The sequence below is a fragment of the Streptomyces sp. NPDC003284 genome, assembly GCF_053589675.1.
Map to the genome: position 1 here is coordinate 94,694 of NZ_JBSFSI010000003.1, position 22,112 is coordinate 116,805.

At 73.2% G+C, this 22,112-nt stretch carries 21 protein-coding genes and 1 tRNA gene; 12 read left to right on the forward strand and 10 right to left on the reverse strand.

Features of this window, described 5'->3' with window-relative positions; translation table 11 throughout:
* Window positions 1–59 precede the first annotated feature (59 nt).
* The 7 genes from ACWDYF_RS07445 (at window position 60) to ACWDYF_RS07475 (ending at window position 4,304) form a co-directional block, all read left to right on the forward strand.
* A complete protein-coding gene (locus ACWDYF_RS07445) occupies window positions 60–596 on the forward strand; it encodes a tRNA adenosine deaminase-associated protein (RefSeq protein WP_389462832.1) in 537 nt (178 codons plus the stop codon).
* Window positions 597–862: 266 nt separating this feature from the next.
* A complete protein-coding gene (gene tadA, locus ACWDYF_RS07450) occupies window positions 863–1,294 on the forward strand; it encodes a tRNA adenosine(34) deaminase TadA (RefSeq protein ID WP_382845100.1) in 432 nt (143 codons plus the stop codon).
* Between the two features lie 67 nt (window positions 1,295–1,361).
* Window positions 1,362–1,446: transfer RNA gene (locus ACWDYF_RS07455), tRNA-Ser, on the forward strand.
* Between the two features lie 136 nt (window positions 1,447–1,582).
* Complete coding sequence (locus ACWDYF_RS07460) at window positions 1,583–1,753, forward strand: hypothetical protein (protein ID WP_389462883.1); 171 nt, start codon at window positions 1,583–1,585, stop codon at window positions 1,751–1,753.
* The gene (locus ACWDYF_RS07465; RefSeq protein ID WP_018566335.1) at window positions 1,753–2,046 is read left to right on the forward strand and encodes a Dabb family protein; all 294 of its coding nucleotides are present in this window, start codon (window positions 1,753–1,755) and stop codon (window positions 2,044–2,046) included. The genes ACWDYF_RS07460 and ACWDYF_RS07465 overlap by 1 nt, the downstream gene beginning before the upstream one ends.
* Window positions 2,047–2,288: 242 nt before the next feature.
* Complete coding sequence (locus ACWDYF_RS07470) at window positions 2,289–3,149, forward strand: RNA polymerase sigma factor SigF (protein WP_026252283.1); 861 nt, start codon at window positions 2,289–2,291, stop codon at window positions 3,147–3,149.
* A gap of 246 nt (window positions 3,150–3,395) precedes the next feature.
* Window positions 3,396–4,304 (forward strand): RNA polymerase sigma factor SigF, encoded by a 909-nt coding sequence (locus tag ACWDYF_RS07475; protein ID WP_018566333.1) that lies wholly within the window; start codon window positions 3,396–3,398, stop codon window positions 4,302–4,304.
* A gap of 148 nt (window positions 4,305–4,452) precedes the next feature.
* On the opposite strand, the gene ACWDYF_RS07480 is transcribed toward ACWDYF_RS07475, so the two are convergent.
* A complete protein-coding gene (locus ACWDYF_RS07480) occupies window positions 4,453–4,650 on the reverse strand; it encodes a hypothetical protein (protein WP_064533972.1) in 198 nt (65 codons plus the stop codon).
* Between the two features lie 271 nt (window positions 4,651–4,921).
* Here ACWDYF_RS07480 and ACWDYF_RS07485 point away from each other — a divergent pair, with 271 nt between their 5' ends.
* From ACWDYF_RS07485 to ACWDYF_RS07495, 3 genes are all read left to right on the forward strand, one after another.
* Window positions 4,922–5,416, forward strand: a complete 495-nt coding sequence (locus ACWDYF_RS07485; RefSeq protein WP_389462831.1) for a MarR family winged helix-turn-helix transcriptional regulator — start codon at window positions 4,922–4,924, stop codon at window positions 5,414–5,416.
* Between the two features lie 13 nt (window positions 5,417–5,429).
* The gene (locus tag ACWDYF_RS07490; RefSeq protein WP_389462830.1) at window positions 5,430–8,003 is read left to right on the forward strand and encodes an MFS transporter; all 2,574 of its coding nucleotides are present in this window, start codon (window positions 5,430–5,432) and stop codon (window positions 8,001–8,003) included.
* A gap of 104 nt (window positions 8,004–8,107) precedes the next feature.
* The gene (locus ACWDYF_RS07495; protein ID WP_389462829.1) at window positions 8,108–8,929 is read left to right on the forward strand and encodes a YceI family protein; all 822 of its coding nucleotides are present in this window, start codon (window positions 8,108–8,110) and stop codon (window positions 8,927–8,929) included.
* 38 nt (window positions 8,930–8,967) lie between these two features.
* Here ACWDYF_RS07495 and ACWDYF_RS07500 read toward each other — a convergent pair whose 3' ends face one another.
* The gene (locus tag ACWDYF_RS07500; RefSeq protein WP_381739016.1) at window positions 8,968–9,690 is read right to left on the reverse strand and encodes a GAF and ANTAR domain-containing protein; all 723 of its coding nucleotides are present in this window, start codon (window positions 9,688–9,690) and stop codon (window positions 8,968–8,970) included.
* Between the two features lie 282 nt (window positions 9,691–9,972).
* Between ACWDYF_RS07500 and ACWDYF_RS07505 the strand changes: the two genes are divergently transcribed.
* Window positions 9,973–10,329, forward strand: coding sequence for an STAS domain-containing protein (locus ACWDYF_RS07505; RefSeq protein WP_018566327.1), 357 nt, complete (start codon window positions 9,973–9,975; stop codon window positions 10,327–10,329).
* A gap of 49 nt (window positions 10,330–10,378) precedes the next feature.
* On the forward strand, window positions 10,379–10,852 hold the full coding sequence (locus ACWDYF_RS07510; RefSeq protein WP_381739015.1) for a PPOX class F420-dependent oxidoreductase: 474 nt from the start codon (window positions 10,379–10,381) through the stop codon (window positions 10,850–10,852).
* A gap of 18 nt (window positions 10,853–10,870) precedes the next feature.
* Here ACWDYF_RS07510 and ACWDYF_RS07515 read toward each other — a convergent pair whose 3' ends face one another.
* From ACWDYF_RS07515 to ACWDYF_RS07550, 8 genes are all read right to left on the reverse strand, one after another.
* On the reverse strand, window positions 10,871–11,638 hold the full coding sequence (locus tag ACWDYF_RS07515; RefSeq protein WP_381739014.1) for a TetR/AcrR family transcriptional regulator: 768 nt from the start codon (window positions 11,636–11,638) through the stop codon (window positions 10,871–10,873).
* Between the two features lie 84 nt (window positions 11,639–11,722).
* Complete coding sequence (locus ACWDYF_RS07520; RefSeq protein ID WP_389462828.1) at window positions 11,723–13,315, reverse strand: MFS transporter; 1,593 nt, start codon at window positions 13,313–13,315, stop codon at window positions 11,723–11,725.
* A 135-nt stretch (window positions 13,316–13,450) separates the two neighbouring features.
* Complete coding sequence (locus tag ACWDYF_RS07525) at window positions 13,451–15,910, reverse strand: mannosyltransferase YkcB-related protein (RefSeq protein WP_389462827.1); 2,460 nt, start codon at window positions 15,908–15,910, stop codon at window positions 13,451–13,453.
* Window positions 15,907–17,337: a glycosyltransferase gene (locus ACWDYF_RS07530; RefSeq protein WP_381739011.1), complete on the reverse strand. Its 1,431-nt coding sequence runs from the start codon at window positions 17,335–17,337 to the stop codon at window positions 15,907–15,909. Before ACWDYF_RS07530 ends, ACWDYF_RS07525 begins: the two co-directional genes overlap by 4 nt.
* A gap of 14 nt (window positions 17,338–17,351) precedes the next feature.
* A complete protein-coding gene (locus ACWDYF_RS07535; RefSeq protein WP_389462826.1) occupies window positions 17,352–19,172 on the reverse strand; it encodes a sensor histidine kinase in 1,821 nt (606 codons plus the stop codon).
* Window positions 19,169–19,909: a response regulator transcription factor gene (locus tag ACWDYF_RS07540; RefSeq protein ID WP_199790734.1), complete on the reverse strand. Its 741-nt coding sequence runs from the start codon at window positions 19,907–19,909 to the stop codon at window positions 19,169–19,171. Before ACWDYF_RS07540 ends, ACWDYF_RS07535 begins: the two co-directional genes overlap by 4 nt.
* Before the next feature lie 156 nt (window positions 19,910–20,065).
* Window positions 20,066–21,079 (reverse strand): amidohydrolase family protein, encoded by a 1,014-nt coding sequence (locus ACWDYF_RS07545; protein ID WP_389462825.1) that lies wholly within the window; start codon window positions 21,077–21,079, stop codon window positions 20,066–20,068.
* Window positions 21,080–21,157: 78 nt separating this feature from the next.
* On the reverse strand, window positions 21,158–22,090 hold the full coding sequence (locus ACWDYF_RS07550; RefSeq protein WP_389462824.1) for a DUF2797 domain-containing protein: 933 nt from the start codon (window positions 22,088–22,090) through the stop codon (window positions 21,158–21,160).
* Between the last annotated feature and the right edge of the window lie 22 nt (window positions 22,091–22,112).

The window sequence follows — 22,112 nt, forward strand, 5'->3', positions numbered from 1 at the left end:
CACGACCTCCGCCGGGGGGACCCCCAACCGGCACGCCTATGACCAGTGGGAGAGTCACGGTGTACTTCGCCGCACTGCTCGCGCGCACCGAAGACGGGTGGGAAGCGAGCGACACGGAGCTCGACGATGTGGAGACGCTCGCCGACCTGGCCGACCTGGCCAGGGAGGCCTCGGCCGAGGACGACACCGTGCTCGTCCTCATCGAACAGGAGGACGCCTGGTTCGGCGTCGTCCGGGTGGACGGCGAGGAGGACCCTCGCATCTACGTGTCGGACGCCGCGGCCGCGGCCCGCAGTTCGTACGGCGAGATCCTGCTCACCGACGAACTGCTCGGCCGGGATCCCGGTGACGACGGCCCCGATCTCGACGCCCTCGACCTCGACGGCACGGAGGACGGCGAGCCCTCCTCCTCCGACGACGAGGAAGAGGAGCCCGGTGCCGCCGAGGCCATCACGCACAGCCCGCTGGGCGATGCCGAGATCCTCGACGACCTCGGCATCGGCGAGAAGGAGCTGCGCGCTCTGGACGCGGAGGACGCGCTGGGTGCGATCGCCGAGGTCCTGGGCGCCTCGGAGGTGCTGGAGACCGTCCGCTGACCCCGCACCCGCCCCGGCCCGACGGCACACCGCGCCCGTCCGGACCGCACGACCCGGCCGGCGCGCCACGCCCCGGCCGGTCCGGATCCCCCGGTCGGCCCGGCCACCCCGGATCCACTGACCGGTCCGACCACCCGGACCACCCCGACCATCCCGACCACCCGGAGCGCTGCGGGACCGCCCCCGGCCCCGCTGCCGCTCCCGACTCCGGCTCCGGCCCCCCCGCCAGGGATCCCGACCCCGTCCGCGACCCCTGGCGGGGGGCGATGCGGCTCGCTCTGGAGCAGGCCCGGCTCGCCGTCCGGGGCGGCGACGTCCCGATCGGTGCCGTCGTGCTCTCCGGCGACGGCACGACGGTGCTCGGAGCCGGGCACAACGAGCGTGAGGCGACCGGCGACCCGACCGCCCACGCGGAGGTCCTCGCCCTGCGGCGGGCCGCCGCGCGGACGGGCGAGTGGCGGCTGTCCGGCTGCACGCTGGTCGTCACGCTGGAGCCGTGCACGATGTGCGCGGGAGCCGCCGTCCTGGCCCGGGTGGACCGGGTCGTCTACGGCGCCCGGGACGAGAAGGCGGGCGCCGCCGGATCGCTCTGGGACGTCGTGCGCGACCGGCGGCTCAACCACCGGCCCGAGGTCGTCGAGGGCGTGCTCGCCGGGGAGTGCGCCGGGCTCCTCACGGATTTCTTCCGGACCCGCTGAGCCCGTCCCGCCGGGCCCCGGGAAACGGATTTCGGTCTACGACCCCGGGTGTTGTAAGGTCTCTCTCGGTAGCGTGTCCGAGCGGCCGAAGGAGCTCGCCTCGAAAGCGAGTGTGGCGCAAGTCACCGAGGGTTCAAATCCCTCCGCTACCGCTTGAGAAGGGCCCCGTCCGTCGGACGGGGCCCTTCGTGCAACTATCGTGCGATCATCGACAGCGCTCGGCGCGCGGCGGTCGACGACGGGGCGGCCGGCGGCAGGGGCAACCAGCGACAGGGGGAGACGGTGGCGGTGAACGCCAAGAAGGTCGTCGTCTATGTGCTCGTGGTCTTCGTGCTGTACGTGGTCATCACCGACCCGGCCAAGGCCGCCGACTACGTCCAGATAGGCTTCGAGGGCATATCGAACGCCGCCAAGGCCATCGGCGACTTCATGACCTGGGCCGCGAACGGAGGAAAGTGATGATCCGCCACCTGGTCCTCTTCAAGCTCAACGAGGGCGTCCGGCGCGACGATCCGCGCGTCGTGGAGGGTGTCGCGGCGTTCCGCGCCCTGGGCGAGCAGATCGAGGACCTGCGCTTCTGGGAGTGCGGCTGGAACATCAGCGACCGGCCCATCGCCCACGACTTCGCCATCAACTCGGCGGTCGAGGACGCGGACGCCCTGAAGCGCTATCTGGAGCACCCGGCCCATCAGGCGGGTGTGGCCCTGTGGCGGGAGTTCGCCACCTGGGTGATCGCGGACTACGAGTTCTAGCCGTACGGCCCCGTACGGCCCCCCTGAGCCCTTCCCCGGCCCCGTGGCCCCCGCCGCGCCCCGCACCCGAGCGGTGCGGGGCTTCGTCGTGTCCGCGCACACCTGGCGCACGCGCCGCCACACACACCTGATGCACTAATTCATCCCTCAACACGTGCATATGCGGTGCTTGAACACTTAGCGCCTGTCTTGTGATGCTATGACCGCTTTTGACGGATGAGTTGATCGACGAAGAGGTGGCGTTGACCGTGTCGGCCAGTACTGCGCCGCCCCAGGAGGAAGCTTCCGCCCAGTCGGCGGACGCGCCCTCCGCACCGGCCGCCACACCCCCCGAGAAGCGGCGCGGTGCCGACACCCGGGCCCTCACCCAGGTGCTCTTCGCCCAGTTGAAGCAGCTGGAGCCGGGCGGCCCGGAGTACGCCCGCGTGCGCGGGGCGCTCATCGAGGCCAATCTCCCGCTCGTGCGCTACGCGGCCGCCCGTTTCCGCTCCCGCAACGAGCCGATGGAGGACGTCGTCCAGGTCGGCACGATCGGGCTCATCAACGCCATCGACCGCTTCGATCCGGACCGGGGCGTGCAGTTCCCCACCTTCGCGATGCCGACCGTCGTGGGCGAGATCAAGCGGTACTTCCGGGACAACGTCCGCACCGTCCACGTCCCGCGCCGCCTGCACGAGCTGTGGGTACAGGTCAACAGCGCGACGGAGGACCTGACCACCGCCTTCGGCCGCTCCCCCTCCACCGCCGAGATCGCCGAGCGGCTGCGCATCGGCGAGGACGAGGTGCTCTCCTGCATCGAGGCGGGCCGGTCGTACCACGCGACCTCGCTGGAGGCGGCCCAGGAGGGCGACGGGCTGCCCGGACTGCTCGACCGGCTCGGCTACGAGGACCCGGCCCTGGACGGCGTCGAGCACCGCGACCTGGTCCGCCATCTGCTCGTCCAGCTCCCCGAGCGCGAGCAGCGCATCCTGCTGCTGCGTTACTACAGCAATCTCACCCAGTCGCAGATCAGTGCGGAGCTCGGCGTCTCCCAGATGCATGTCTCGCGACTGCTCGCGCGCAGCTTCCAGCGGCTGCGGTCCGCAAACAGGATCGAGGCGTAACCGTCACGAGCGAATCGCTCACCAGGGCGGATCCCGTCATCTTCCCCCGAAAGACCGTCAGACCCCTTTCTGCCAGGGCTGATTCATGTCGTCGATGTCGACATGTCACTACAGCGCGTTGCCGACATGTGACATTCTGCGGGAAGCGCGTTTGCCGTGGCTCCGGCTCCGGTATTCAGGTGAAGGCTGATGTTCTCCTCGTCAGAGAACGCCGCCACGACCGTCCCGCGACCCAGAGGGGGTGGCATGTCCGCAGAACAGGGCAGCTCCGAGGTGCTCACGCTCACCAAGGGCGAGGCGCCTTCCCCGGCGCTCGAACCGATCGACGCCCTCGACGACGTGGCGGCCCTTCCGGCCGTCCCGGCCCCGGCACCGGCGTTCGAGGCCCCGGAGGCCATCGACACCCGCACCCTGTCCCGCTCCCTGTTCCTGCGGCTCGCCGTGCTCGACGAGAACAGCCCCGAGCGTGCCTACGTCCGGGACACCCTGATCGAGCTGAACCTCCCGCTCGTCCGCTACGCCGCCGCCCGCTTCCGCTCGCGCAACGAGCCGATGGAGGACATCGTCCAGGTCGGCACCATCGGCCTGATCAAGGCGATCGACCGCTTCGACTGCGAACGCGGCGTGGAGTTCCCGACCTTCGCGATGCCGACGGTGGTCGGTGAGATCAAGCGCTTCTTCCGCGACACCTCGTGGTCGGTGCGCGTGCCCCGGCGCCTCCAGGAGCTGCGGCTGGCGCTGACGAAGGCCAGCGACGAGCTGTCGCAGAAGCTCGACCGCTCCCCGACCGTCGGCGAACTCGCCACCGTGCTGGGCGTGTCGGAGGAGGACGTCGTCGACGGCCTCGCCGTGGGCAACGCGTACACGGCCTCCTCGCTCGACTCCCCGGCCCCCGAGGACGACGGCGGCGAGGGCTCGCTCGCGGACCGCCTCGGCTACGAGGACACGGCGCTGGAGGGCGTGGAGTACCGCGAGTCCCTCAAGCCGCTGCTCGCCAAGCTGCCGCCCCGTGAGCGGCGGATCATCATGCTGCGCTTCTTCGCCAACATGACGCAGTCGCAGATCGGCGAGGAGGTCGGCATCTCGCAGATGCACGTCTCCCGGCTGCTGACCCGGACGCTGTCCCAGCTCCGCGAGGGGCTCATCTCGGACTGAGTCCGGCCCGGACCCCGGTCCCGCGGCCCGTACCGGCCGCCGAGGCGCCCACGCGGCGCGTCGGCGGCCGTCGTGCTGTCCGCCGAGCGGCCGCCGCGCACCGGGCCCGGCCCGCCGTCCCGTACGAGCGCTGCCTGAGCGATGAGCGCTACTTGAGCGCCAGCCAGGCGACGGCCGCGACGACGATCACGGCGACGACGACGCCGATGATCAGGCCGACCCGCGGACCGGCGGCCGCCTGCGGCTGCTGCCTCGCCTGAGGGGCGGCCTCGTCGACGAACGCGCGGAACATCTGGGTGCTGCCGGCGGGGTCGTGGTTGCCCTGGGGGCCCTGGGTGTTAGCCATGGGCCGAGACCCTAGCGAAGACGCGGGCCCCTGCCCAAGTGGGGGGCCTGTTTGTGCTGTTGGTCCGGTGGTGCCGGGCGCCCCGGACGGCGCCCCGGCGGCCGCTGCCGCCGCCCCCGGGCCGGGGAACCCGCGTTCCCGCTCTTCACCTGCGTGTTTACGGTCGCAATACTTGCCTTTGCCAAGTTTTTGCGCCATCGACCCCGGATTTGTTTGCCTTCAGCAACCAACGAACTTATGGTTGCCCCAAGCAACGATTACGGGAGGTGTGATGGCCGAGCGCGCGCAGTACGAAGAGCTGGCGCGTCAGCTCAGCGCCATCGGCGCCGTGAAACGGGACATGGGGCGGATCCTGCCGCCCGACTGCCCGGCCGGATCCGCCGCCGTGCTGACGCTGCTCGGCCGGCACGGCGACATGCGCATGAGCAAGCTCGCCGAGCTGCTCGCCGTGGACCTGTCGGTGACCAGCCGGCATGTCGCGCACGTCGCCGCGCGCGGCTGGATCGACCGGCTGCCGGACCCCGCGGACAAGCGCTCGCGCATCCTGCGCCTGACGCCCGCCGGGAACGACCGGCTCGACGACCTGTCCCGGCGCACCACGCACCTGCTGGCGGAGCGGCTGAGCGACTGGACCGACGACGAGGTCGGCCAGCTCATCCGGCTGATGACCAGGCTCCGCGACAGCTTCGGCGACTGCCGGTCCACGTCGGTCCGGATCCCCGAGCCCGTGATCGAAGAGACCACCCGTACACCCGCAAGCACGTAAGTAAAGGAAGCCCATGGCAACGACCACACCAGCCGGTGTGCGGGCTCACGCCAAGCACGGGGGCGGCTCCCCGGACGGCGCTCCGATGACGCACCGGCAGATCATGGAGGCGCTCTCCGGGCTGCTGCTCGGCATGTTCGTGGCGATCCTGTCGTCCACGATCGTCTCCAACGCCCTGCCGAAGATCATCGGTGACCTCGGTGGCGGCCAGTCCGCCTACACCTGGGTGGTCACCGCCGCCCTGCTGTCGATGACCGCCTCGACCCCCCTGTGGGGCAAGCTGGCGGACCTGTACAGCAAGAAGGCGCTCGTCCAGATAGCCCTGATCATCTATGTCGTGGCGTCGATGGCCGCCGGGCTGTCGCAGAACCCCGGCATGCTGATCGTCTGCCGCGTGGTCCAGGGCGTCGGCGTCGGCGGTCTGTCCGCCCTGGCGCAGATCGTCATGGCCGCGATGATCTCCCCGCGCGAGCGTGGCCGCTACTCCGGTTACCTCGGTGCCACCTTCGCCGTCGCCACCGTCGGCGGCCCGCTGCTCGGCGGTGTCATCACCGACACCTCGTGGCTGGGCTGGCGCTGGTGCTTCTACGTCGGCGTGCCCTTCGCGGTCCTCGCCCTGATCGTCCTCCAGAAGACCCTGCACCTGCCCGTCGTCAAGCGGGACGTGAAGGTCGACTGGGCCGGTGCGACCATGATCGCCGCGGCCGTCTCGCTGCTGCTGATCTGGGTCACCTTCGCCGGTGACAAGTACGACTGGCTGTCCTGGCAGACCGCCGTCATGGTCGGCGGATCGATCCTCCTCGGCCTGCTGTTCGTGCTGATCGAGTCCAGGGCCGCCGAGCCGATCATCCCGCTGCGGCTGTTCCGCAACCGCACGATCACGCTGGCGTCGCTCGCCTCGCTCTTCGTCGGTGTCGCGATGTTCACCGGCACGGTCTTCTTCAGCCAGTACTTCCAGCTGGCCCGGGGCAAGACCCCGACCATGTCCGGTGTGCTGACCATCCCGATGATCGGCGGTCTGTTCGTCTCCTCCACCCTCTCCGGGCAGTTCATCACCCGCACCGGGCGCTGGAAGGCGTGGCTGGTCAGCGGTGGCGTGCTGGTGACGGCGGGCCTCGGCCTGCTGGGCACCATCCGGTACGACACGGCGTACTGGAAGATGGCGATCTTCATGGCCCTGCTGGGTCTCGGCATCGGCATGATGATGCAGAACCTGGTGCTGTGCACGCAGAACCAGGTCGACCCGAGCGATCTCGGCTCGGCCAGCTCCACGGTCACCTTCTTCCGCTCGCTGGGCGGCGCGGTGGGCGTCTCCGCGCTCGGCGCGGTCCTGGCCCACCGGATCACCGACTACGTCAAGGACGGCCTGGCCGGACTCGACCCGAAGTACCAGGCCGCCATGGGCGGCTCGTCCACCGGCACCATCCCGGACGTCGCCAAGCTCCCGGCGCCGCTGCGCACGGTCATCGAGAGCGCCTACGGGCACGGCATCGCCGACATCTTCCTGATCGCCGGCTGCATGGCCGCCATCGCCTTCCTGATCACGCTGTTCATCAAGGAGGTCCCGCTGCGCACCCGGGGCGGTCTCGCGCAGAGCGCCGAGGGCGAGCCGGCCCCGGTCGACCCGGTGGCGGCCCCGGCCGTCGCCGAGGCCCAGGAGCAGGCCCCCCTCGCGGCCGCCGACCAGTTCGCGGCCCCGGCCGAGGACAAGGTGCCCAGCTGGGCCACGGCCGCCGCCACCACGGAGACCGGCCCCGAGGGCACCCAGCGGATGGCCGCCGTCGCCACGGCGGCCCCGCGGGAGCCGGCCGCGGCCCCCGCGGGCGGCGGGATCCCGGTGCACGGCTTCGTCCGCGGCGCCGAGAGCGCCCCGGTGCCCCGGGCCGCCGTCACGCTGATCTCGCTGACGGGCCGCCAGCTCGGCCGTGCGGTCGCGCAGGCCGACGGCGGCTACACGGTGGACACGCCCGGCGCGGGCTCGTACGTCCTGATCGCCTCCGCCGACGGCTTCCAGCCGCAGGCGTCCACGATCGTCGTCCACGACGAGCCGGTGGCGTTCGACATCCTGCTCAGCGGCACCAGCGGACTGAGCGGTGTGGTGCGGGCCGCGGAGACGACCCTGCCGGTCAAGGACGCCATGGTGATCGTCACCGATGTGCGCGGCGATCTGCTGGCCACCGGGTCCACCGGTGAGCAGGGCGAGTTCTCCTTCGCCGAGCTGGTGCCGGGCGTGGTGACCGTCGCGGTGAACGCCGCCGGGTTCCGGCCGCGCGCGCTGCCCGTCGAGGTGGGCGGCACCGGGGTCACCCGGATCGAGGTCGACCTGGACTCCGGCGCGCAGCTCCAGGGCGTCGTACGGGCCCCGCACGGTCCGCTCGCGGACGCCCGCGTGACGCTGGTCGACGCGGCGGGCAACGTGGTCGGCACGGCCACCACCGGCGTGGACGGGGCGTACGCCTTCACCGACCTGAACAGCGGCGAGTACACCGTCATCGCGACGGGCTACCCGCCGGTGGCGACGGCGCTCGCGGTCTCGGGCCGCGGTGTCGACGACCACGACATCGCACTCGCCCACCCCGGCGAGTAGTTCACCCCCGGCCCGGGGCGGGGCGCGCTCCCAGTGGAGGCGCCCTGCCGCGGGCCGGTCATTTTCCGGACTTTTTACGCAAGGCTTCTCAGGGAGACAACGGGATGGGACTGACCGCGAGGATCCGCACCCGGGACGGATGGGCCGTGTCGCACGCGGTCGTCACGGTGACCGACATGACCGGGACGCAGGTGCTGCGCGCCGAGGCCGACCACGAGGGCGCGGTGCGGGACACCACCGAGCTGGCGCCGGGGGCGTACACCGTCATCGTCACCGCCGTCGGGTACGCGCCGGCCGCCTCCAGCGCGATCGTCACCGCCAGCGGGCGGGCCGAGGCGGGCACCGTGACGCTGGCCCGCCAGGGCGGCACCGAGCTGCCGCCGCCGGGGCCGTGGACCATCGACCCGGCGCACTCCTCGGTGGCCGCGGTCGCCCAGCACCTGGGCATCTCCAGCGTGCACGGCCGGTTCACCGAGTTCGGCGGCACCATCGAGATCGCCCCCGACGACGTCACCAAGTCCCGGGTGGAGGCGGTCATCCGGGCCGGTTCCATCGACACCGGCAACGGCATGCGCGACGGCCATCTGAAGTCCGCGGACTTCCTGGACGTCGAGCGGTACCCGGAGATCACCTTCCGGAGCACCGCGCTGACCGCCGCCGGTTCGGACCGCTGGACGGTCGGCGGCGAGCTGACCATGCACGGCGTGGTGCGCCCGGTCGAACTCGACCTCGCCTACCTCGGCACCGGCGCCGACCCCTGGGGCGGCACCCGCGCCGCCTTCCGGGCCGTCACCGAACTGCGGCGCGAGGACTTCGCCATGAACTACAACCAGGTCCTCCAGGCGGGCATCGCCGCCATCGGCACCACCCTGAAGGTGGAGCTGGACATCCAGGCCGTGCAGGGCGACTCCCTGCCCGCGGCCTGACGTCCGCCCCGCGCCTCACCCCGGCCCCGCCGCCGCCCTCACGTGGCGTTCTTCGTGTCGACGAGACGGCGGGCCAGGTCGCGCAGCTTGACGTTCTCCCGCTGCGAGGCGCGCACCAGGCTGTCGAACGCCTCGGCCGCGTCGATGTCCAGACGCTCCATCAGGATGCCGGTGGCCTGGCCGATCAGGTCGCGGGTGCGCATCGCCTCGGTGAGCTGCTCGCGCACGGTCGCCGAGTCCAGGGCGAGGCTCACGTGCGCGGTGAACAGCCGCCCCACCCGGACCGCCGTGGCGTCGAAGGCGCGCGGCTTGCCGGAGTAGGCGGTGAGCACCGTCAGCCGCCGCTTCTCGGCGCGCAGCCGCAGCGCGAGCGCCGAGCGCAGCCCCGCGGCGGCCAGGGCCGCGCAGCCGTCCTCGGTCTCGCTGTCGGTCACCCGCACCACGGGCGCCTGCCACAGCCCGTCCCAGTAGGGCGGCCGGCGGCCGTCGCCGTCCGGGGCCCCGGCGGCGCGTACGACGTCGTCGCTCCAGGCCACCGTGCGGGGCGGGGCCGCGCGGTCGAGCACCGCGATGCCCGCGTACTCGGCGCCCGGCAGCAGATGCACGGCGAGCCGGACGGCGGCGCGCATGGTGTTGTGCGGGCTGTCGGTGTCATGGAGCTGCTGAGCGGCCACGGTCAGGGCTTCGGACAGCTCGATGCCCCCCGAAAAACGGGGCAATTCAGAAAAGTCGGACGCAGGCACCACGAACCTCTTCGGCATGCACGGCACCAAGGCCATGCGCAGGAGAGCTCCGCAGCACATTCCCGACTGCGAGCACAGGACGAGCAGAACCTTATCTCGTCCTTCCAGGAGTCTTACGCCTGGTTGACGGTCGGCCCCGGGCCCTGGGAACCGGCGCGTGGGAGTGGTGGAATGGGGTACGACGGGTCAGGAAGCGGCCTGGGTTCCGTCGGCCTGCCGACGAGGGGCCCCCGGCCCGGCGGCCGCCCGCCGGACGGGCCTTGACCGGACGGATGTCCGCCTATCCCCCAGGTGAGTGCCATGACCCACATCCCGAGCCCGTGCCGGGTGCGTGACGTGCCCGGCCGCGGCACGCTGTTCGTCCTGCCGCCCGAGATCGACCTGTCCAACGCCCCCGCCCTGTGCGCCGGTGTCCTCGCGCACGCGGCCGCCCGCGCCGCCCGGCTGCGCCTGCTGGTGCTGGACCTCACGCAGACCGATTTCATGGACTCCCAGGGCGCCCGGCTGGTCCTCGACGTCCTGCACCGGCTGCCCCCGCACATCCGGCTGCGGGTCGCGGCGGCCCCGCACGGCATCCCCCGCCGCGTCCTGGAGGTCACCGGCGTACGCCGGGACGTCCCGGTGTACGACGACCCGGAGCAGGCGCTGCGGACATGAGCGGCCCGGCGGCCGGGCCGGGCCCCGGGACCTGTCCTAGGCTGCGGGCATGGCACCCGGCATCGCGACCAACACCCGCGTCTCGCGCGAGGAACTCCTCGACTTCGTACGCCCCCGCCACCGCGCCCTGCTGCTGACCCGGCGCGCCGACGGCGGCCCGCAGGCCTCTCCGCTGACCTGCGGGGTGGACGGCGCCGGGCGGATCGTCGTCTCCACCTATCCGGAGCGGGCCAAGACCCGCAACGCCAAGCGGGACGCCCGGGTGGCCCTCGTCGTGCTCAGCGACGAGTGGAACGGGCCCTGGGTGCAGATCGACGGCACCGCCGAGGTCGTGGACGCGCCGGACTCGGTCGAACCGCTCGTGGAGTACTACCGCGCCATCGCCGGTGAGCACCCCGACTGGGACGAGTACCGGCAGGCGATGACCGACCAGGGCAAGTCGCTCATCCGCATCACCCCCGAGCGCTGGGGCCCGGTCGCCACCGGCGGCTTCCCGGCGCGCCTGGCACCGCGGGAGCCGTAGCGGACCGGGCGGGGGCGCTCAGCCGCCGCGGGCGACCATCGCCTCGATGCCCGCGACCAGCAGGTCGAGGGCGAAGGCGAAGTCGCGGTCGAGCATCTCCGCGACCGTGTCGCCGCCGCGGGCGTCGCTGATCTCCTTGGACCGCCGCATGACGTCCGCCGCCGTCCGGTGCTCCAGCGCCTCGCGCATCGCCTGCCGGTGGAAGTCGTCCACGCTCATGCCGCTGTCCGCGAACCGGCTCAGGAACTGGCCCTCGATCGTGCCGTAGCCGTAGACGAACTGGAAGACGGCCGCGATGGCGCCGGCCACCCGGTGCTCGGGCAGTCCGGTGCGGCCGATGACGCCCATCACCGCGCGCGAGAAGGCCAGGTGGTTCGGGCCGATGTTCAGGTAGCGGCCGTGCAGCGGGGACACCCAGGGGTGGCGCACCAGCTGCGCGCGGTACTCGGCGGCGAGCGAGCGCACCTCCTCGCGCCAGTCCGTCCCGGCCTCCGCCTCGGGCAGGCGCAGCTCGGCGAAGGCCGCGTCGAGGGCGAGTTCGAGCAGGTCGTCCTTGGTGTCGACGTACCAGTAGACGGACATCGCGGTGACGTTCAGCTCGGCGGCGAGCCGGCGCATGGAGAACCCGGACAGCCCGTCGGCGTCCAGCAGCCGCACCGTGGCCGCGGTGATCCGCTCCCGGTCGAGCCCGGACGGCTGCCCGCCGCCGCGCCCGCCCCGGCGTTCCCTGCCCGCCAGCCAGACACTGGTCCGGGCCGCGCCCCTGGCTCCCGCTGCCTTCACCATGGCGCACCTTCCTCAGCCGTCCCGACGCCCGTCATGCTAGATCTCCTCGCGCGGGCGCCTCCCGGCGGAGCCCCGGGACGGCCTTCAGGCCCCTGCCTCCGCCGCCACCTCCGAGTCTGCCCGCTCCGCCCGGCGCAGCAACGCGGCGGCCAGTACGCCGCCGAGCAGCACGGCCGCCGCCCCGGCGAGCTGGCTGGTGGACAGCCCGGAGGCGTACGCGTCCAGGACCCGGTCCCGCTCCGCGCCGTCGTGCGCCGCGGCCAGCGCGGCGGGCAGGGAGGTCGCGGCCACCGGGACCAGCGCGGCGAACCGCGAGGTGAGGACGGCGCCCAGCACGGCCACCCCGAGCCCGTTGCCGAACTCGGCCAGCGTGCCGTTCACCCCGGCGCCGACCCCCGCCTTGGCCGGTGGGATCGCGCTCATGATGGCGTGCGCCATGGCCGGACCGGCGAGCGCGGTACCGGCGCCGATCAGCAGCAGGCCGAGGAGCGTACCGGCGTACCCGTGCTCCGTCAGAAGGGCGATCGACACCAGGCCGCCCGAGAGCAGCACCATGCCGAGCAGGATCGACACCGGGGTACCGAGCTTCACCGTCGCCCTGGCCCCGAGCCCGGAGAAGTTCAGCACCACCACGGTCAGGGCGAGCGGCGCGGTGCGCAGACCGGCCTCCAGCGGGCCGTAGCCCAGTACGAACTGGAGGTGCTGGGTGAGCAGGAACAGCGAGCCGCCCATCCCGAACGCGATCAGCACCGCCCCGGAGACCGCGCCCGTGAACCGCCGGTCGCGGAAGAAGTGCATGTCGAGCATGGGGTACGGGGTCCGGCTCTCGTGGCGCGCGAAGACCGCCAGCACCACCACGGCGGCGGCCGCCGTGCCCAGCACCCGCGCCGACGTCCAGCCGTGCGTGGGGCCCGAGATGATGGCGTAGACGAGCGCGGCCATGCCGACCGTGGACAGCAGCGCGCCGAGCAGGTCGGGGCGGTCGGGACGCCCGGGACTGCCGCCCGGGTCCGGGGAGCCGGGGGCCGCCGCCGGGCCGGGGTCCGGCCGGGGGGCGCGGGCCGCCTTCGACTCGGGGACCAGGACGACGGCCGCGACCAGGCCGAGGGCCGCCACCGGCAGATTGATCAGGAAGATCGCGCCCCACCAGAAGTGGTTGAGCACGAAGCCGCCGATCAGCGGCCCGGCCGCGAAGCCCAGCGCGCTGACCGCGCTCCAGATGCCGATGGCCTTCGGGTGCTCGTCCGGCGTGAAGATCTGCATCACGACAGCGAGCGTGGTGGTCAGCAGCAGCGCGCCGCCGACGCCCATGCCCGCGCGGGCGGCGATCAGCTGTCCGGTGGACTGGGCGAGTCCGGCGACCAGCGAGCCCGCGCCGAACAGGGCCAGGCCCGCGATCAGCATCTTCTTGCGGCCGTAGCGGTCGGCCGCGCTGCCCGCGGACAGCAGCAGCCCGGACTGCACGAGCGAGTACGCGTTGATCATCCACTGGATGTCGGAGGTGGCCGCGTGCAGCTCGCGGGTGAGCGAGGGGATCGCGACGTTCAGGACGGTGTTGTCGAGCAGCACGGTGAGCTGCGCGAGACAGATGACGCCCAGGATCAGCCAGCGCTGGGGGTGGCCCTGGGGCTGCGGCAGGCTCGGGGCCCCGGTCCGGTCCGGGGAGGCGGTTGACATGCCATACAGCGTAGAACTGTCCCTGTACGGTGTACAACGCATTTACCCCGGGCGCGGCGGGCACAGCGAGGGGAGGCGGTGGCCGGTGTACGGCCGCCGCCTCCCCTGGTGCGGTGAGGGGTGCTCAGGCGTCCGTCAGCCGGTGCTGTCCGTGCCGCCGGTGGTGCCGGTGCTGCCGGTGCTGTCCGTGGTGTCTGTCTTCTGCGTCAGGTCGTAGAACGTGGCCGATCCCGCCGTGACCTTCTTGAAGGTCTTCTCCACCCAGGAGGTGATCTGGGCGGAGGTGCCGTTGCCGCCCATGCCGCCGCCCATGCCGCCGCCGGAGATGAAGTAGTGGATCCGGCCCTGCGCCACGTACTGCTGGAACTGGGCCAGGGTCGGGGACGGGTCGGTGCCGTTGAAGCCGCCGATCGCCATGACCGGCTTGCCGGTGGCGAGCTGGTAACTGGCCGCGTTCTGCGAGCCGATGGACGCGGCGGCCCAGGTGTAGGCGGACGCGTCCTGCTCCAGCAGCTTCTTGGCGGCGGCGGAGACGTTCGCGCCGTCGAGCAGGCCGCCCATGCCGCCGGGGCCGCCCGCGCGGCCGCCCTCGCCGGTCCGGCCGCCACCGGGGAAGCCGCCTCCGGGGAAGCCGTTGCCGTTCTGGCCACCGGTGCCGTTCTGGCCGTTGGGGGCGGTCCCGCCGTTCTGGCCGCCGCCGGGGAAGCCGCCGCCCGGGAAGCCGCCGGTGCCGCCGGTGCCGCCGGTGCCGCCGGTGCCGCCGGTGCCGCCGCCCGGGAAGCCGTTGCCGTTCTGCTGGTTCCGGCCCGGCTGGCCGCCCGCGCCGGGGAGGCCGCCGCGCATGCCCTCACCGCCGCCGGGGAAGCCGCCCCGGCCGCCGAAGCCCCGCATGCCCGCGCCCGCCGGACCCGCCGTCGGGATGGAGCCGGTGTGCGCGGAGTCCACCGTGCTCAGCGTGTACGCCGTCGGACCGGCCAGGCAGGTCACGAAGCCCGCGGCGACCACGGCGACGGCCAGCCGCCGGCCGATCCGGGTCACGAAGACCAGTCCGAGGGCGGTGGCGAGACCGCCGACCAGGACCAGCCAGCGGAGCCACGGCAGGTGGTCGGGGGTGCGGTGCAGCAGGACGTACCCCCACGCGGCGGTCGCCGTGACGGCGGCGGCCAGCGTGAGCGACGCCCAGGTCCTGGACCGCTCCTCCCACAGCACGGTCACGCCCATGCCCACCACGGCCGCGAGGTAGGGCGCGAGGGCGACCGTGTAGTACTGGTGGAAGATGCCCGCCATGTAGCTGAAGACGGCCAGGGTCATCAGCAGCGCGCCGCCCCAGGCGAGAAAGGACGCGCGGGCGAGGTCGGTGCGCCGGGCCCTGCGGGTCACGAGCACCCCGGCCACCAGCAGGATCAGCGCGGCCGGCAGCAGCCAGGAGACCTGGCCGCCGACCTCGGAGTTGAACATCCGGTCCCAGCCGGTCTCACCCCACATGCCGCCCCCGCCGCCGCGCCCGCCCGGACCGCCTCCGCCGCCGACGCTGCCGGTCTCGTCGCCGTTGATCCGGCCGAGGCCGTTGTAGCCGAAGGTCAGCTCCAGGAAGCTGTTGTGCTGCGAACCGCCGATGTACGGCCGGGAGGAGGCCGGCCACAGCTCGACGACCGCCACCCACCAGCCGCCGGAGACGACCAGCGCCACGGTGGCCAGCGCGAGCTGCCCGAGCCGCTTGCGCAGGGCGACCGGCCCGCAGATCCCGTAGAGCAGGGCCAGCGGCGGCAGGATCAGGAACGCCTGGAGGGTCTTGGCCAGGAAGGCGAAGCCGACCGCCACGCCCGCCCACACCAGCCACTTGGTGCGTCCGTCCTCCAGGGCGCGGACCACGAGGTGCACGGTGAGCGCCATGAGCAGGGCGAGCAGCGCGTCCGGGTTGTTGAAGCGGAACATCAGCGCGGCCACCGGGGTGAGCGCGAGCACCGCGCCCGCGATCAGTCCGGCCGCGGGGCTGAACCGGCGGCGCACCGAGGCGTACACCACGGCGACCGTGAGGACGCCCATGATCACCTCGGGCACGAGGATCGCCCAGGAGCTGAGGCCGAACAGCCGCACCGAGAGCGCCATCGGCCACAGTGCGGCCGACGGCTTGTCCACGGTGATGGCGTTGCCCGCGTCCAGCGAACCGAAGAAGAACGCCTTCCACGAGGTGCTGCCCGCCTGCACGGCCGCCGAGTAGAAGGAGTTGGCGTAGCCGGAGGCGCTCAGATTCCACAGATAGAGCAGGGCGGTCGCGAGCAGCAGGGCGAGGAGGGCGGGCCGGGCCCAGCGCGGATCCTCGGGCCGGCCGCGCCACAGGCGGCGCGCGAAGGGCAGCCGCGGATCGGCGCCGTGCGGGGCGGGGGCCGCGGAGGGCGGGGCGGCGGCCGGGACCGGGGGTTCGGCCGTCGCCACGGCGGATGCGGGCGCGGACGGGGACACGGACGGGGATACGGAGGGTGACGCGGCCGGGGGTGCTGCCGGAGGTGCTGCCGGAGGTGCTGCCGGGGGCGGGTCCCAGGAGGACGTACCCGTGCCGGGCTGGCGACCGTCCCGGTCGTGTTCGGTGCTCATCGGGGGTCCTTCTGGTCGATTCCGAGGTCGATTTCGAGGTCGAGGTCGAGGCCGTTGTCTTCGGCGGCGCTGCGGCCGATGGCGTCGGTGTCGCTGTGGTCGTGGCGGGTGCCGTACGGGTGCTGGGGCCGGATCGCGACGGGCCGGGACCCCTGCGGGTGCGCGGGCGCCGTCCGTGGCGGCTCCTCGCGCGGTTCCGGGAAGACCCAGGCGCGGAAGAGCAGGAAGCGCAGCACGGTCGCGGCCAGGTTGGCCGCGACCAGGACGGCCAGTTCGGTGGAGTGCGCCGGTTCCCTGGTCGCCATGGCCAGCGCCGCCAGGGAGCCGCTGGTCAGCGCGAGGCCGATGGCGAAGACCACCAGGCCCTGCGCCTGGTGGCGCACCGCGCCGCCGCGCCCGCGCACACCGAAGGTCAGCCGCCGGTTGGCCGCGGTGTTGGCGACCGCCGAGACCAGCAGGGCGAGCGCGTTGGCGGTCTGGGAGCCGGCGAACTGCCGGAAGAGGCTGTAGAGCAGCAGATAGAAGAGGGTGGACAGGACACCGACGACGCAGAACCCGACCAGTTGCCGGGCCAGTCCCCTGGGCACGTCCTGGATGTCCCGGTCGCGCGGGTCGTCACCGAAGGGCCGGGCGAGCCGGTCCAGCGGCAGCGAACCGGTGGCCAGGGCCTTGCCGACCCGCCACACGCCCTTCAGGTCGTCGGTCGCGGTCCGCAGGATGTGCACCGTGGAGTCCGGGTCGTCGACCCAGTCGACCGGCACCTCGTGGATGCGCAGCCCGGCCCGTTCGGCGAGCACCAGCATCTCGGTGTCGAAGAACCACCCGGTGTCCTCCACCAGCGGCAGCAGCACCTGGGCGACATCGCGCCGTATCGCCTTGAACCCACACTGCGCGTCGGAGAAGCGGGCCTGGAGCGAGCCGCGCAGGATCAGGTTGTAGGAGCGGGAGATCAGCTCCCGCTTGGTGCCGCGCACCACCCGTGAACTGCGGGCGAGCCGGGAGCCGATGGCCAGGTCGGAGTGGCCGGAGATCAGCGGCGCCACCAGGGGCAGCAGCGCGTTCAGGTCGGTGGACAGGTCCACGTCCATATAGGCGAGGACCGGTGCCTCCGAGGCCGACCAGACGGCTCGCAGGGCGCGGCCCCGCCCCTTCTGTTCGAGGCGCGCGCTGCGCACCCCGGCCAGCTCCGCCGCCAGCGCCGCCGCCACCCGCGGGGTGCTGTCGGTGGAGGCGTTGTCGGCGACGGTGATGCGGAACGCGTACGGGAAGGTCCGGGTCAGGTGCTCGTGCAGGCGGAGCACACAGGGCCGGAGGTCCTTCTCCTCGTTGTAGACGGGGATCACCACGTCCAGGACCGGTGTACCGGCGTCCGCGGCCGGGAGGTGCTCCCGTGCCGGGAGAGGACCGGGATAAGGGTCGGTTCGCATGGGACCGACTCTTCTCAACCCCCCTGTCGCACCGATGTGGTGACACTGTGCTGCGCCTGTGAGTGCGGGGCCGGGGCCGCCTTCCCGCAGGGCGCGGGACGGCCCGGGACCGCCGGAGGGCCCGGGACCGCCGGAGGGAGGGCAGCGGGGCCGGTGACCGGGAGGGCGGGGGAGCCGGTGACCGGAAGGGCGGGGGAGCCGGAGACCGGAAGGGCGGGGGAGCCGGAGACCGGAAGGGCGAGGAGGCCGGTGGCCGGTGCGGCGGTCGTGCCGAGGGCGGGCAGCCGTACCGTGAAGACGGTCCGCCCCGGCTCGCTGTCCACGCCGACGGTGCCGCCGTGCGCGGCGGCCACGGCGCGCACGATGGCCAGCCCGAGCCCGGTCGAACCGGTGGCGCGGGAGCGGCCCGAGTCGCCGCGCGCGAACCGTTCGAAGACGTGCGGCAGCAGCCCGGCCGGGATGCCCTGTCCGTCGTCCTCGACGTCCAGGCACAGCCACGGCCCGTCCCGCCGCACGCGCGCGGTCACGGTCGTGCCGGGCGCGGTGTGCGTACGGGCGTTGGCCAGCAGGTTGACCAGCACCTGCTGGAGGCGCGCCGGGTCCGCCGACACCGCGGCCGGTTCGCCGGGCAGGTCGAGCCGCCAGGTGTGGCCGGGACCGGCCGCCCGCGCGTCGCTGACGGTGTCCACGACCAGCGGCAGGAGGTCGGTCGGCTCGAAGCGCAGCGGCCGGCCCGCGTCCAGCCGGGCGAGCAGCAGCAGATCCTCCACGAGCAGCGTCATCCGGTCGGCCTCGGACTCGATACGGCCCAGCGCGTGCCGGGTGTCCGGGCCGATCCGCTCGCCGCCGCGCCGGGTGAGTTCGGCGTAGCCGCGGATCGAGGCGAGCGGGGTGCGCAGCTCGTGGCTGGCGTCCGCGACGAACTGGCGGACCCGCGTCTCGCTGCGCTGCCGTGCGTGCAGGGCGCCGTGGATGTGGTCGAGCATGCGGTTGAGCGCGAGGCCCACCTGTCCGACCTCGGTGCGCGGGTCGGTCTCCGGTGCCGGGACGCGTTCGCTGAGGTTCACCTCGCCCGCGTGCAGGGGGAGTTCGGAGACCCGGGTGGCGGTGGCGGCGACCCGGCGCAGCGGGCGCAGCGCGACGCCGACGATGGCGGCACCGGCGAGCGAGGCGGCGACGAGCCCGGCGACGGTGACGCTGATCTCCACCAGGACCAGGGTCCGTACGGTGTTGTCGACCTCCGTGGTCGGTATGGCCACGTAGAAGCTGCCGTTGGGGCCGGTGGCGTGGACGACGCGGTAGCCGCCCAGGCCGGGCAGGTCGACGGTGTGCTTGCCCTGGTCCTGGGCGACGGAGCCGAGCGCGGCGCGCTGGCCGGCGGTGAGGGACTTGGCGTCCACCTGCGGGACCCCGGCGTCGTCCCGGGTCTTGTCGCCGACCTCGGCCTCGGTGATGGTGCCGTTCTCGGTCCTGGCCACGACGGTGCCGCCGGGCTGCGGCCCCTTGACGAAGTCGCTGAGCCGGATGTCCTTGGGCTCGGGGGCGCCGAGCCGCTGGTCGGGGGCCCACTGCTTGCCGGGCCGGCCCGGCGGCCGGAACACACCGGAGGCGCGCGCGGCGACCTCGCCGAGCTGCCCGTCGAGCTGTTCGTACAGATGGGAGCGGAGCGCCAGCGCCGTCACGGAGCCGATGACCCCGCAGACCACGGCGATCAGCACGACGGACGCGACGACGAGCCGGGTCCGCAGGGTGCGCGGCTGCCGTCCGCGCCGGGGCCGCCGGAACCGCTGGGTCCGCTGGGCCTGCTGGGGCCGCCGTGGTCCGCCGTCGGTCACGACACCGCGGGCTTGATCAGGTATCCGGCGCCGCGCCGGGTGTGGATCATCGGATCGCGGCCCGCGTCGATCTTGCGGCGGAGATAGGAGATGTACAGCTCCACGACGTTGGCCTGGCCGCCGAAGTCGTACGACCAGACGCGGTCCAGGATCTGCGCCTTGCTCAGCACGCGCCGCGGGTTGCGCATGAGGAAGCGCAGCAGCTCGAACTCGGTGGCGGTCAGATGGATGTTGTCGCCGCCGCGCGAGACCTCGTGGCTGTCCTCGTCGAGGGTGAGGTCGCCGACGACCAGCACGGACTCGGAGCGCCGGTCGGCGGCGCCCGCACGCCGGATCAGTCCGCGCAGCCGAGCGACGACCTCCTCCAGGCTGAACGGCTTGGTCACGTAGTCGTCCCCGCCCGCGGTGAGACCGGCGATCCGGTCCTCGACGGCGTCCTTGGCGGTCAGGAAGAGGACGGGCACGTCCGGCAGGTCGCGGCGCAGCCGGCCCAGCACGGTGAGGCCGTCCATGTCGGGCAGCATCATGTCGAGGACGACGGCGTCGGGCCGGAACTCGCGGGCGCTCTTCAGCGCGCCCACCCCGTCGTCGGCGCTGCGGATCTGCCAGCCCTCGTAGCGCAGGGCCATGGACAGCAGTTCGGTGATCGACTGCTCGTCGTCCACCACGAGCACGCGGACGGGGCTCCCGTCCGCCCTCAGCAGTTCGGTGCGCCCCTGGGGCGAAGTCGTGGTCATGTCGGCCACCTTGGCGGCGCCCTCTGAGAACACGCTTGCACGAATCTGTGTTTTCCCTGAGAAACGCACAGGGACCGCTCAGGGAACACCTGGGAGCCTCACCGCTCCGGCCCGCCCGTGCGCCCGTGCGCCCGCCCGGACCGGCCCCCCACGGTGTCACTCCAGGCCGAAGAGCCGTGCCCCGTTGTCGTGGCAGACCGCGCGCAGCCAGTCGGCGCCCAGGCCGAGGCGCTCCAGGGCGTACAGCTGCTCGACGTACGGATAGGGGAGGTTGGGGAAGTCCGTCCCGAGCAGGATCCGGTCACCGAGGGCGGCCAGCCGGGGCAGGGCGCGGCGCGGGAACGGCGCGAAACTCTCGCCGAAGTCGGTGAACGCCATGGTCGTGTCCAGTCTGACCTGCGGGTACCGCTCGGCGAGGCCGAGGAAGTCCTCGTACTCCGGCATGCCCATGTGGGCGACGATCAGCGGCAGCCGGGGGTGCCGGGCGAGCACGCGGCCGATCGGCTCGGGCCCGGTGTGCTTGCCGGGCGCGGGTCCCGAGCCGCAGTGGATCACGACGGGGACACCCGCCTCGGCGAGCAGCCCCCAGGCCGGGTCGAGGAGTTCGTCGGCGGGATCGTACGCGCCGACCTGGACGTGTGCCTTGAAGACCCGCGCGCCCGCCTCGACGGCCTCCTGCACGTAGGTGTGCACGCCCTCCTCCGGGAAGAGCGTGGCGGTGTGCAGGCAGTCGGGGGTGCGGCGGGCGAAGCCGACCGCCCAGCCGTTCAGCCACGCGGCCATGCCGGGCTTGTGCGGGTAGAGCATGGCGGTGAAGGCCCGCACCCCGAACTCCCGCAGCCGGTCGACGCGCCGGTCCTCCTCCTCGCGGTACGTGATCGGCCACTCCAGGCCGCCGGTGAGCGCGCCGAGCCCGTCGAAGTAGTCCCAGACCTTGCGCAGCACCCGCTCGGGCATGAAGTGCGTGTGCACGTCGACGAGTCCGGGCAGGCCGAACCGGCCCTGGAACCGCCGCACCTCGGCCGCCTCCTGTGCCACTTCGGGTGCGGTACGGGGGGTGGGCTGGGGCTGGCGTTCGGGCTGGGGGTGCGGCGGGTGCGGGTGCTGGTGCGGGTGTGAGTGCGGGTGCTGGTGCTCGGGCCGGAGGTGAGGCTGAGGCTGATCGCTCATGCCGCCCACGATCACCCTCGCGCGCGCCGCGCGTCCACCCCCGCGGGCTCCCTCCCGCGCACCCTCACACCCCCGGCGTCAGAACAGACCGCCCTGAACGCCCCTCGCCCGCCCCTGCCCGAAATCCCGCACCGGCACCGTGAGCCGGTCGCCCCCGTCCGCACCGCCCGCGGCCGGACCCAGCGGCCAGCCGGTCATCAGCCGGGTGTCGAGGACGACGGCCCCGCTGCCCTGGGCCAGATGCAGATCCGGTCCGGCGGCGGCGACCAGCGCACCGCTGACCACGCCGCCCGCGACCAGTTCGCCCACCTCGGCGACGGCTTCGGGAACCCTCGCGTCACCCCTCCCGTCACCCCTCCCCTCAACCCTCCCGTCGAGCCCGTACACGCCGACGTGGTCCACCGGCCGGAACGGCTCCCGCTCCAGCGACTCGGGCCAGTCGGGCAGCGCACCCGCCCGTTCGTGCAGCGCGCTCAGCTCGGCGGCCCGCGCCGCCGGGTCCGGGTCCAGCGCGGAGCGCACGGCGCGCTTCGCGGCGTAGGGGATCCGGTCGGGGACCCCCAGCGCGGCGCGCAGCAGCTCCTCGGTCCGGCGCGCCGCCATCAGCGGTCCGGCGCCGAGCCAGCTGAAGCAGATCGCGCCCTGTTCGAGCAGCCGCACCGGTCCCCGCTCGACCGCGGTGATCCCGACCTTGGTCAGGCCGGGCCCGAACCACGCCAGATACACGTGGTACGGCCGGGGGTCGTCCGCGGCCGTGTCGGCGGCCACGGAGTGGGCCCGGTCCAGGCGCGCGCACTCCTCGCACCGCGCCCCCGTGCTCCGCCCCGGCACGGCGGCCCGTACCGGACACGCGTGTCCCCGCGCCCCCACGCAGGTCCGCACTCCCCCCTCGGCGACCTCGAAGGCCACCCGCTTCCCCCACGGCAGCGCGCTGGTGCGCCCGCCCTGCCACGTCAGCACGGGTCCGTCGGCCGCCCACCGCAGCCCCGCACACCTCCACACCCGGTCCATCACCCACGAGCGTACGAGCCAC

What these genes read in the sequence shown, in the direction of transcription:
- tadA (WP_382845100.1), top strand. Translation starts at nt 863, where the DNA reads ATGCGGCTCGCTCTGGAGCAGGCCCGGCTCGCCGTCCGGGGCGGCGAC.
- ACWDYF_RS07465 (WP_018566335.1), top strand. Translation starts at nt 1,753, where the DNA reads ATGATCCGCCACCTGGTCCTCTTCAAGCTCAACGAGGGCGTCCGGCGC.
- ACWDYF_RS07475 (WP_018566333.1), top strand. Translation starts at nt 3,396, where the DNA reads ATGTCCGCAGAACAGGGCAGCTCCGAGGTGCTCACGCTCACCAAGGGC.
- ACWDYF_RS07480 (WP_064533972.1), bottom strand. Translation starts at nt 4,650, where the DNA reads ATGGCTAACACCCAGGGCCCCCAGGGCAACCACGACCCCGCCGGCAGC.
- ACWDYF_RS07485 (WP_389462831.1), top strand. Translation starts at nt 4,922, where the DNA reads ATGGCCGAGCGCGCGCAGTACGAAGAGCTGGCGCGTCAGCTCAGCGCC.
- ACWDYF_RS07490 (WP_389462830.1), top strand. Translation starts at nt 5,430, where the DNA reads ATGGCAACGACCACACCAGCCGGTGTGCGGGCTCACGCCAAGCACGGG.
- ACWDYF_RS07495 (WP_389462829.1), top strand. Translation starts at nt 8,108, where the DNA reads ATGGGACTGACCGCGAGGATCCGCACCCGGGACGGATGGGCCGTGTCG.
- ACWDYF_RS07500 (WP_381739016.1), bottom strand. Translation starts at nt 9,690, where the DNA reads ATGCCGAAGAGGTTCGTGGTGCCTGCGTCCGACTTTTCTGAATTGCCC.
- ACWDYF_RS07505 (WP_018566327.1), top strand. Translation starts at nt 9,973, where the DNA reads ATGACCCACATCCCGAGCCCGTGCCGGGTGCGTGACGTGCCCGGCCGC.
- ACWDYF_RS07510 (WP_381739015.1), top strand. Translation starts at nt 10,379, where the DNA reads ATGGCACCCGGCATCGCGACCAACACCCGCGTCTCGCGCGAGGAACTC.
- ACWDYF_RS07515 (WP_381739014.1), bottom strand. Translation starts at nt 11,638, where the DNA reads ATGGTGAAGGCAGCGGGAGCCAGGGGCGCGGCCCGGACCAGTGTCTGG.
- ACWDYF_RS07520 (WP_389462828.1), bottom strand. Translation starts at nt 13,315, where the DNA reads ATGTCAACCGCCTCCCCGGACCGGACCGGGGCCCCGAGCCTGCCGCAG.
- ACWDYF_RS07525 (WP_389462827.1), bottom strand. Translation starts at nt 15,910, where the DNA reads ATGAGCACCGAACACGACCGGGACGGTCGCCAGCCCGGCACGGGTACG.
- ACWDYF_RS07530 (WP_381739011.1), bottom strand. Translation starts at nt 17,337, where the DNA reads ATGCGAACCGACCCTTATCCCGGTCCTCTCCCGGCACGGGAGCACCTC.
- ACWDYF_RS07540 (WP_199790734.1), bottom strand. Translation starts at nt 19,909, where the DNA reads ATGACCACGACTTCGCCCCAGGGGCGCACCGAACTGCTGAGGGCGGAC.
- ACWDYF_RS07545 (WP_389462825.1), bottom strand. Translation starts at nt 21,079, where the DNA reads ATGAGCGATCAGCCTCAGCCTCACCTCCGGCCCGAGCACCAGCACCCG.
- ACWDYF_RS07550 (WP_389462824.1), bottom strand. Translation starts at nt 22,090, where the DNA reads ATGGACCGGGTGTGGAGGTGTGCGGGGCTGCGGTGGGCGGCCGACGGA.